Below are 10335 nucleotides of genomic sequence, written 5' to 3' on the forward strand. Positions count from 1 at the left end.
CGTGCAGCTGGTGGTGGGGTACGGGGTGGGGGATGATGCCAGTGCGGCCGCTGAGATGGTGCGCGCGGGGCGTTACCGGGTGGTGCACACGCTCAACTGAGTGCCTGTGGGCGGATGCCGGGATCGCCGGTCCGCCAGGGAGGCGGCTGGCGGACAAACCGGCACCTCCCTCCCGGCATTGCCGGCATGCCTTCCCTGGGGTGCGCAGGGGCAGGGCGCTTCTGCGAGAATCGGGGCCATGAACGCGCTCAACGTGGCTGAATACACGCACACCCTCGGATCCCAGGCCAAGGCCGCCTCTGCCCTCATGGCGCGCGCGCCGGCCGCCGTCAAGAACAAGGCCCTGCGCGCCCTGGCGCGCCTGCTGCGCGAGCACACCGCCGCACTGCAGGTGGACAATGCCCGCGACCTGGAACGTGCCCGTGCCGCCGGCCTGGCCGAACCCCTGGTGGACCGCCTGAAACTCACGCCCAAGGTGCTCGACACCTGTGCCGAGGGCTGTGAACAGCTGGCGGCCATGGCCGACGTGATTGGCGAGATCATCGGCATGAAGCAGCAGCCCAGCGGCATCCGCGTGGGCCAGATGCGCGTGCCCCTCGGCGTGTTCGGCATGATCTACGAGAGCCGCCCCAACGTGACCATCGAGGCCGCGAGCCTGTCCATCAAGAGCGGCAACGCCTGCATCCTGCGCGGCGGCTCGGAAGCCATCGATTCCAACAAGGCGCTGGCGCGCCTGGTGCAGCTGGCGCTGGCCGAGGCCGGTTTGCCAGAGGACGCGGTACAGCTGGTGCAGACCACCGACCGCGAGGCCGTGGGCCAGCTCATCGCCATGCCGCAGTTCGTGGACGTGATCATCCCGCGCGGTGGCAAGGGCCTGATCGAGCGCATCAGCCGCGATGCCAAGGTGCCCGTGATCAAGCACCTGGACGGCAACTGCCACACCTACGTGGACGACCCCTGCGACGTGGCCATGGCCGTCAAGGTGGCCGACAACGCCAAGACCCAGAAGTACAGCCCCTGCAATGCCAGCGAGGGCCTGCTGGTCGCGCGCGGCGTGGCCGCCGAGTTTCTGCCGCTGATCGGCGCCGTCTACGCCGCCAAGGGGGTGGAGATGCGGGTCTGCCCCGAGAGCCGCGCGCTGCTGGCGCCGGTGGCCGGCGCCAGGCTGGTCGATGCCACCGAGCAGGATTGGTCCGAGGAATACCTGGCGCCCATCATCAGCATCAAGGTGGTGGCGGGCGTGGACGAGGCGATCGCGCACATCAACCACTATTCCTCGCACCACACGGACGCCATCCTCACCACCAACCACGTGCACGCCCAGCGCTTCCTGCGCGAAGTGGACTCGGCCAGCGTCATGGTCAATGCCAGCACGCGCTTTGCCGATGGCTTCGAGTACGGCCTGGGCGCAGAGATCGGCATCAGCACCGACAAGTTCCATGCCCGCGGCCCCGTGGGCATCGAGGGCCTGACCTCGCTCAAGTACGTGGTGCTGGGCGAAGGCGAGGTGCGCGGCTGATCCCCCGCCCCGGCTGCCGCGTGCGGCAGCCGGCTTGACGCGCCCGCCGCCTGTACCCATCATTCCCCCGTGAAAATCATCATCCTGGGTGCCGGCCGTGTCGGCCACAGCGTGGCCGAGAGCCTGGTCTCCGAGCGCAACGACATCACCGTCATCGACACCGATGCTGCGCGCCTGCGCGACCTGGAGTCGCGCTTCGACCTGCGCGGCGTGGTCGGCAGCGGCATCGACCCGCAGGTGCTGGCCGAGGCCGGTGCGCACGACACCGACCTGCTGATCGCCTGCGCCGCGCAGGACGAGACCAACCTGGTGTGCTGCAAGATCGCGCAGGTGCTGTTCAGCATTCCCACGCGCATCGCGCGCGTGCGCTCCTCGGGCTTCGACGATGACGAGCGGCTGGTCGGGCCCGAAGGCTTTGCGGTGGACCGCATCATCTGCCCCGAAGAGTCGCTGACCCGCTACATCGGCAAGCTTATCGAGTACCCCGAGGCCATGCAGGTGCGTGAGTTCGCGGGCGGCCGGGCCTGCCTGGCCTCGGTGCGCGCACGGGCCGGGGCGCCCATGGTGGGCCACACCATTGCCGAACTGCGGGCCGGCGCGCCCGACGTGGCGGTGCGCATCGTGGCCATCTACCGGCGCTTTCCCGACGAGCCCGACCGCTTCGTGGCGTGTGACGGCACCACCCGCATCGAGCCGGGCGACGAGGTCTTCGTGCTTGCGGCCAGCGAGCACATTGCGTACGTGCTCGCGGCCCTGCACCGGCGCGGCGCCACGGCCGTGCAGCCCGTTCGCCGCATCATGATCGCCGGTGGCGGGCGCGTGGGTCTGCGCCTGGCGCGACAGCTGGCGAAACAGGGTGGGCGCTTTCGCGTGAAGATCATCGAGGGCGACATGCAGCGCTGCACCGAGCTGGCCTCCCTGCTGCCTGCCGACACCCTGGTGTTGCAGGGCGATGCCACCGACGAGGACCTGCTGGGGGACGAGAACATCGAGGAGATCGACCTCTTCCTTGCGCTCACCGACGATGACGAGAACAACATCATGTCCTGCCTGCTGGCCAAGCGCATGGGCGCGCGCCGGGTGCTGGCGCTGATCAACCGGCGCAGCTATGCCGACCTGATGCACGGCACGCAGATCGACATTGCGCTGTCGCCCGCGCAAGCCATGCTCGGCGAGCTGCTGGCCTATGTGCGCCAGGGCGACGTCCAGGCCGTGCACAGCCTGCGCCGCGGCGTGGCCGAGGCACTGGAGATCGTGGCACGTGGCGATCGCAAGAGCTCGCGCGTGGTGGGCCGCAAGGTCAGCGAACTGCAGCTGCCCGGCGAGGTGCACATGGGGCTCATCGTGCGCGGCCTGCCAGATTCGCCCGACGTCTCGCCCGAGGACCTGCGCGAGCCCCAGGTCATCATCCCGCGCAGCTCCACGGTGATCGAGAGCAACGACCACGTCGTGTTCTTCCTGCCGCACAAGCGGCTGGTGCGCGAAGTGGAGAAGCTCTTTCGCGTGAGCGCCACGTTCTTCTGACGCAGCACTGAACACCATGGTGGACATGTTCCCCGTCCTGCGCGTGCTGGGCATCCTGGCCATGATCTTCTCGCTGACCATGGGGCTGCCGCTGGCGGTATCGCTCTGGACGCGCGACGGCATCTGGTATGTGTACCCACAGGCCATGGGCGCCACCTTCATGGCCGGCGCCTGGCTCTGGTGGCGCCTGCGCCACTTTCGCCATGAGCTGCAGCCGCGCCACGGGGTCATGCTGGTGTCGCTGGTCTGGATGCTGCTGCCACTGGCCGCGGCGCTGCCGTTGATGCTGGCGGGGCACTATATCGGGCGCCCCATGTCGTTCACGCACGCTTATTTCGAGGCCGTGTCGGGCCTGACCACGAGCGGCTCCACGGTGCTCAGCGGGCTCGACACGCTGCCGGTGTCGGTCAACGTGTGGCGCACCTTCCTGCAGTGGGTGGGGGGCATGGGCATCCTGGTCCTGGCCGTGGCCGTGCTGCCACTGCTGGGTGTAGGCGGCAGCCAGCTGTTCAAGGCCGAAGCCGCCGGCCCGCTCAAGGACGCCAAGCTCACGCCGCGCATGACGGGCACGGCCAAGGGGCTGTGGGGCGTGTATGCGCTGTTCTCCGTGTCCTGCGGCCTGGCCTACTGGCTCGCCGGCATGGCGCCGCTGGATGCGCTGATGCACATGTTCACCACGGTGAGCCTGGGGGGGTTGTCTTCCTATGATGCGAGCTTCGGACATTTCCAGTCGCCACTGCTCGAAGCCATCTGCATCTTCTTCATGCTGGTCGCCAGCTGCAACTTCGCGCTGTACTTCGTGGCCTTCCGCAAGGGGCACTGGCGCGGCTTCTGGGGCGACCCGGAGTTGCGCGCCACGCTGTTCGCGCTGACCGGCGGCGGGCTGGTGGTGGCGCTGCTGCTCTGGGCCAAGGGGGTGTACGCGCCGCTCGATGCACTGCGCCATGGCATGTTCAACACCATATCGCTGGCCACCACCACCGGCTATGCCACGGTGGACTACCTGGCCTGGCCGGTGTTCGCGCCCGTGTTCATGCTGCTGCTGTCGGGAGTGGCCACCAGTGCAGGGTCGACCGGTGGCGGGATCAAGATGGTGCGCATGCTCATCCTGGTCAAGCAGGCGCGCCGCGAGATGAACCGCCTGGTGCACCCGCGCGCCGTGCAGCCGGTGTGCCTGGGTGGCGGCGTGGTGGACAACCGCGTGATCTTCTCGGTGCTGGCCTTCATGCTGGTCTACGGTGGCACGGTCTTCGGGCTGAGCATGCTGCTGCTGCTCACCGACCTGGACCCGGTGACTGCCTTCTCGGTGGTGCTGGCCAGCGTCAACTGCGCCGGGCCGGGCCTGGGCAGCGTGGGACCGGCGTCGAATTTCTCGGTGCTCACCGATTTCCAGATCTGGGTCTGCACCCTCGCCATGCTGCTCGGGCGGCTCGAGATCCTAAGCTTCATGGCGCTGCTGACGCCGTCGTTCTGGCGGCGGTGAAAGAAAGCCGCCGGGCGGGCTTGCGAACAATTGGTCACGCCCCCACCCTACAATGGCCCGCCACCGCAATAGACCCGCCTCCACGTAAGGTTTTCCATGGTTCCGCACCTCATCACGGCCCTGACCGGGCCGATCAACGAACTCGAGCAGCGTGTGCTCGACTCCATGCCCGCCATCGAGCGCTGGTTCCGCCTGGAGTGGATGGAGCACACCCCGCCGTTCTACACCTCGGTGGACATCCGCAATGCCGGCTTCAAGCTGGCCCCGGTGGACACCAATCTGTTTCCCGGCGGCTGGAACAACCTGACCAAGGAGATGCTGCCGCTGGCCGTGCAGGCCGCCATGGCCGCCATCGAGAAGATCTGCCCCGAGGCACGCAACCTGCTGATCATTCCCGAGAACCACACGCGCAACACCTTCTACCTGTCGAATGTGGTGCAGCTGCAGCGCATCTTCAACATGGCCGGGCTCAACGTGCGCGTGGGCTCCATCAGCCCCGAGATCAAGAAGCCCACCCTGATCGAGCTGCCCAATGGTGACACGGTGACGCTGGAGCCCGTGGTGCGCACCAAGCGCCGCCTGGGGCTCAAGGACTTCGACCCCTGCACCATCCTGCTCAACAACGACCTCACGGCAGGCGCACCGGGCATCCTGGAAGACATCCACGAGCAGTACCTGCTGCCGCCGCTGCACGCCGGCTGGAGCGTGCGCAAGAAGAGCACCCACTTCAAGAACTACGAAGAGGTGGCCAAGCGCTTCGGCAAGATGCTGGGCATCGACCCCTGGCTGGTGAATCCCATGTTCAGCCAGTGCGGCGATGTGGACTTCTCCGAAGGTGCAGGCATGGAGAACCTGCAGACGAATGTGGACGCCCTGCTCACCAAGGTGCGCCGCAAGTACAAGGAATACGGCATCAACGAAAAGCCCTTCGTGATCGTCAAGGCCAACAACGGCACCTACGGCATGGGCATCATGACGGTGCGCGACGCCAAGGAGCTCGACGCGCTCAACCGCAAGACGCGCAACAAGATGGCCGTGATCAAGGACGGTCAGGTGGTCAACGACGTGATCATCCAGGAGGGCGTGCTCACCCAGGAGCGCGTGAACGATGCCGTGGCCGAACCCGTGGTCTACATGATGGACCGCTACGTGGTGGGCGGCTTCTACCGCATGCACGCCGAGCGCGGCACCGACGAGAACCTGAACGCACCGGGCGCGAGCTTTGTGCCCCTGGCCTTCGAGCACAGCACGCACATGCCCCAGCCGGGCATGCGCCCGGGCGTGAGCGCACCCAACCGCTTTTACATGTACGGCGTGGTCGCTCGCCTGGCCATGCTCGCTGCCAGCTACGAGCTCGAAGCCACCAATCCGGACGCCGAAGTCTACGACTGAGGTGCCCTCTCTAAAGAGGGTGGAAGGCGGGCCAACAGGCCCCACACACCTGCCTGCCACGTCTGCCAACGGGGCGCCAGAGGGCAGTTGCTGCGTTGCAACATGCCCCGGGCTGGTGCGCCGCTGCACCACCGCAGGAGCACAATAGCGTTCCCAAAAGTAACGGAACCCCGGCAGCCACGTGTGCCGGGTGCGGTCAGTGCAAAGCTCCAAATCCTCGCTCGCAGCGCTCACGCTGGGCGCCATCGGTGTTGTCTACGGTGATATCGGCACCAGCGTGCTGTATGCGGTCAAGGAGGTCTTCGGGTCGGGGCATGTGCCCTTCACCCAGGACAACATCTACGGCATCCTGTCCATCCTGTTCTGGACGCTCACGGTCATCGTGTCACTGAAGTACGTGGTGTTGGTGCTGCGCGCCGACAACAACGGCGAGGGCGGGCTGATCGCCATGCTGGCCCTGGCCTCCCAGGCCGTGAAGGACAAACCCCGCCTGCGCGGCCTGCTGCTGGGCGTGGGCATCTTCGGCACCTCGCTGTTCTACGGCGATGGGGTCATCACCCCGGCGATCTCGGTGCTGTCGGCGGTGGAAGGGCTGGAGGTGGTCTCGCCGCACTTCAAGCAGTACGTGATACCGCTGACCCTGGTCGTGCTGTTCTGCCTGTTCCTGGTGCAAAAGCGCGGCACCAGCGGCATCGGCAAGTTCTTCGGGCCCATCACCCTGGTGTGGTTCGCTACCCTGGCCATCCTGGGCGTGTCCCACATCGTCACCCACCCCGAAATTCTCTGGGCGATGAGCCCGCACTACGCCCTGGGCTTCATGTGGGCCAATCCAGGCACCAGTTTCATCATCCTGGGCGCTGTGGTGCTGTGCGTGACCGGGGCCGAGGCGCTGTATGCCGATCTCGGGCATTTCGGCAAGCGGCCCATCCGCCTGGCCTGGTTCTGCGTGGCCATGCCGGCACTCGTCCTCAACTACTTCGGCCAGGGCGCCCTGCTGCTGGCCGAGCCCGAGGCCGTGAAGAACCCGTTCTTCATGATGGCCCCCAGCTGGGCCCTGCTGCCCCTGGTGGTGCTGGCCACCATGGCCACGGTGATCGCCTCGCAGGCGCTGATCACGGGCGCCTTCAGCGTGACCAAGCAGGCCATCCAGCTCGGCTACCTGCCGCGCCTGAACATCCAGCACACCAGCGTGCGCGATACCGGCCAGATCTACATGCCGCTCGTGAACTGGGGCCTGTTCGTGGCCATCGTGCTCGCGGTGGTGATGTTCCGCTCGTCGAGCAACCTGGCCGCTGCCTACGGCATCGCGGTGACGCTGGACATGCTGATCACCACCACGCTGACCTTCTTCGTGATCCGCTACGGCTGGGGCTACCCCCTGGCGTTGTGCGTGGCCGCCACGGGCTGCTTCTTCGTGGTGGACCTGGCCTTCTTTGCCTCCAACCTGCTCAAGCTGTTCGCGGGCGGCTGGTTCCCGCTGATGATCGGCGGGGTCGTCTTCACCTTGATGATGACCTGGAAGCAGGGGCGCCACCTGGTCAACGACAAGCTGCGCGCCGATGCCATCGACCTCAAGGACTTCCTGGAGTCGGTGTTCATCAGCCCGCCCACGCGCGTGGAAGGCACGGCAGTGTTCCTCACGGCCGAGACGGGTGTCGTGCCCAATGCGCTCTTGCACAACCTCAAGCACAACAAGGTGCTGCACGAGCAGAACCTGTTCGTGACGGTCAAGAGCCATGAGGTGCCCTGGATCGGCATGGACAAGCGCCTGCAGGTGGATGCCCTGGGCCATGACTGCTGGCAGGTGGTGGTGCACTACGGCTTCAAGAACGATCCGGACCTGCCACGCGCGCTGGAGCAACTGCGCGGCCGGGGCTGCGGCATGGAGCCGATGACCACGAGCTACTTCCTGTCGCGCGATACCGTGGTGCCCACCATCGGCAGCGGCATGGCGCCCTGGCGCGAGAAACTCTTCGCCCAGATGCACCACAATGCCAGTGGCGCTGCGGACTTCCTGCACCTGCCCAACAATGCGGTGGTGGAGCTGGGCTCGAAGATCGAGATCTGACGCCCCTGGGGCAGGGGACTGCGGGGCCGATAGCCCCCGCCGTGCACCGCTTCGGTGCGCGATGCAGAATCCTGCCCATGCAGTTTTTCAAAGACCTGAGCCTGTCGGCTTTCACCGCGGGCTTCGTGGCGGTGTTGGTGGGCTTCACGAGCTCGGTGGCCATCGTCTTCCAGGCGGCCCAGGCCTTCCACGCCACGCCGGGGCAGATCACGTCCTGGATGTGGGCGCTGGGGCTGGGCATGGGGCTGTGCTCCCTGGTGCCATCACTCATCCTGCGCATGCCGGTCATGATCGCCTGGTCCACGCCGGGCGCGGCGGTGCTGGCCACCGCCGGGTTGGCCGGTGGCTTCAGCATGGCCGAGGCCGTCGGTGCCTTCATGGTCAGTGCCGTGCTGATCACGCTGTGCGGCATCACCGGCTGGTTCGAGCGCATCATGAACCGCATTCCCATGGAGATTGCGGCCGCGCTGCTGGCCGGCGTGCTGGCGCGCTTCGGCATCCAGGCCTTCACAGCGGCGCAGACCGCACTGCCCCTGGTGCTGCTGATGCTGGGTACTTACCTGCTGGGTCGCCGCCTGCTGCCGCGCTATGCCGTGGTGCTCACGCTGGCCGTAGGCATCGCCTGGGTGGCGCTGCGTGGGCAGATGGCCTGGTCGGCCGTTCAGTTCTCGTTGGCGGTGCCGGTCTGGACCACGCCGCAGTTCAGCCTGTCGGCCCTGGTGAGCCTGGCCATCCCCCTGTTCGTGGTGACCATGGCCTCGCAGAACCTGCCTGGCGTGGCGGTCATCCGTGCATCGGGTTACCCGCTGCCGGTCTCGCGCCTGCTCACGCTATCGGGGCTCGCTACCCTGGTTCTGGCACCCTTCGGAGCCTTCGCCCTCAATTTCAGCGCCATCACGGCCGCCATGTGCATGGGGCCCGAAGCCCATGAGGACCGTGCACGCCGCTACACGGCCGCCGTGTCCTGCGGGGCCATCTACGTGGTGATCGGGATTTTTGGCGCGGTGATCACCGGCCTGCTCACCGCCTTTCCCAAGGAGCTGATCGCCGCCATCGCCGGGCTGGCCCTGCTGGGCACCATCGGCAATGGCCTGGCGACTGCGCTGCGCGAGGAGGGGCACCGCGAGGCGGCGCTCATCACCTTCCTGGTCACGCTCAGCGGCGTGGTGGTGGCGGGCGTGGGCTCGGCTTTCTGGGGCGTGGTCGCAGGCAGCCTTGCGCTATTTGTGCAACAGTACGGGCGTACGCGCACCCAGGGCGGCTGACGGCTTCCTTCCCCTCTGTATATAGAGAAGCCCTCCCTGGCCATGGGGCGCCGGTCTTTTCCACATCCATCCATCTTCCAGTCCATGCAAATCCTCTTCATCGCCGACCCGCTGGCCAGCTTCAAGATCTACAAGGACACCACCTTCGCCATGATGCGCGAGGCCCAGCGCCGTGGTCACACGATCACGGTGTGCGGCCCGCAGGACGTCAGCTGGCAGCGCGGCGGCAAGGTGACGGCGCGCGTGCGCGACATCGTGCTCACCGGCCACCCGGACGACTGGTACACCGAGCAGCCCGTGCGCACTGCCGTGCTGGCCGACTTCGGCGCGGTGCTGATGCGCAAGGACCCGCCGTTCGACAGCGAATACTTCTACGCCACCCACATGCTGGAACAGGCCGAGCGCGATGGTGCGCGCGTGTTCAACAAGCCCCGGGCATTGCGCGACCACCCCGAGAAGCTGGCGATCATGGAGTTCCCGCAGTTCATCGGCCCCACCCTGGTCACGCGCGACCCGGCAGACATCCGCAGCTTCCACGCCGAGCACAAGGACATCATCCTCAAACCCCTGGATGGCATGGGCGGCATGGGCATCTTCCGCGTGGGGCCGGACGGCCTGAACCTGGGCAGCATCATCGAGACGCTGAACAAGGATGGCGCCGAGAGCGTGATGGTGCAGAAATTCCTGCCCCAGATCTCCGAAGGCGACAAGCGCGTGCTGGTCATTGGCGGCAAGCCGGTCCCCTATTGCCTGGCGCGCATTCCCCAGGGCACCGAAGTGCGCGGCAACCTGGCCGCTGGCGGCAAGGGCGTGGCCCGCCCCCTGTCCGAGCGCGACTGGGAGATCGGCAACGCCCTGGGTCCCATCCTGCAGGAGCGCGGCCTGCTGCTGGCCGGTGTCGACGTGATCGGTGACTGCGTCACCGAGATCAACGTCACCAGCCCCACCTGCTTCCAGGAGATCTTCGACCAGACCGGCTGCGACGTGGCGGCCCTGTTCATCGATGCACTGGAGGCGGCCCTGGCTGCCTTGCCCGCGCGCTAAGTCGGCAACTTCCCCGGCCGCCCCAAAACTCGTGCTATAG

The 10335-nt window shown here is 66.9% G+C and carries 7 protein-coding genes; all 7 read left to right on the forward strand.

Annotated elements, in window-relative coordinates:
- The first annotated feature begins 238 nt into the window (after positions 1–238).
- Positions 239–1519: a glutamate-5-semialdehyde dehydrogenase gene (locus PMI14_RS06000; protein ID WP_007851216.1), complete on the forward strand. Its 1281-nt coding sequence runs from the start codon at positions 239–241 to the stop codon at positions 1517–1519.
- A 69-nt stretch (positions 1520–1588) separates the two neighbouring features.
- Positions 1589–3043 carry a Trk system potassium transporter TrkA gene (trkA, locus tag PMI14_RS06005; RefSeq protein WP_007851217.1) on the forward strand — a complete coding sequence of 485 codons (1455 nt, stop codon included), beginning with the start codon at positions 1589–1591 and terminating at the stop codon, positions 3041–3043.
- A 16-nt stretch (positions 3044–3059) separates the two neighbouring features.
- Positions 3060–4526 (forward strand): TrkH family potassium uptake protein, encoded by a 1467-nt coding sequence (locus PMI14_RS06010; RefSeq protein ID WP_007851218.1) that lies wholly within the window; start codon positions 3060–3062, stop codon positions 4524–4526.
- 96 nt (positions 4527–4622) lie between these two features.
- Entirely contained in the window at positions 4623–5918 is a 1296-nt protein-coding gene (gshA, locus tag PMI14_RS06015) for a glutamate--cysteine ligase (protein WP_007851219.1), read from the forward strand.
- Between the two features lie 199 nt (positions 5919–6117).
- A complete protein-coding gene (locus tag PMI14_RS06020; protein ID WP_035202579.1) occupies positions 6118–7986 on the forward strand; it encodes a potassium transporter Kup in 1869 nt (622 codons plus the stop codon).
- 77 nt (positions 7987–8063) lie between these two features.
- Positions 8064–9251 carry a benzoate/H(+) symporter BenE family transporter gene (locus PMI14_RS06025; protein ID WP_007851222.1) on the forward strand — a complete coding sequence of 396 codons (1188 nt, stop codon included), beginning with the start codon at positions 8064–8066 and terminating at the stop codon, positions 9249–9251.
- Positions 9252–9335: 84 nt separating this feature from the next.
- Entirely contained in the window at positions 9336–10295 is a 960-nt protein-coding gene (gene gshB, locus PMI14_RS06030; protein ID WP_007851224.1) for a glutathione synthase, read from the forward strand.
- Positions 10296–10335: the final 40 nt, after the last annotated feature.

This window comes from Acidovorax sp. CF316 (genome assembly GCF_000276605.1).
Classification (GTDB): Bacteria; Pseudomonadota; Gammaproteobacteria; order Burkholderiales; family Burkholderiaceae_C; genus Acidovorax.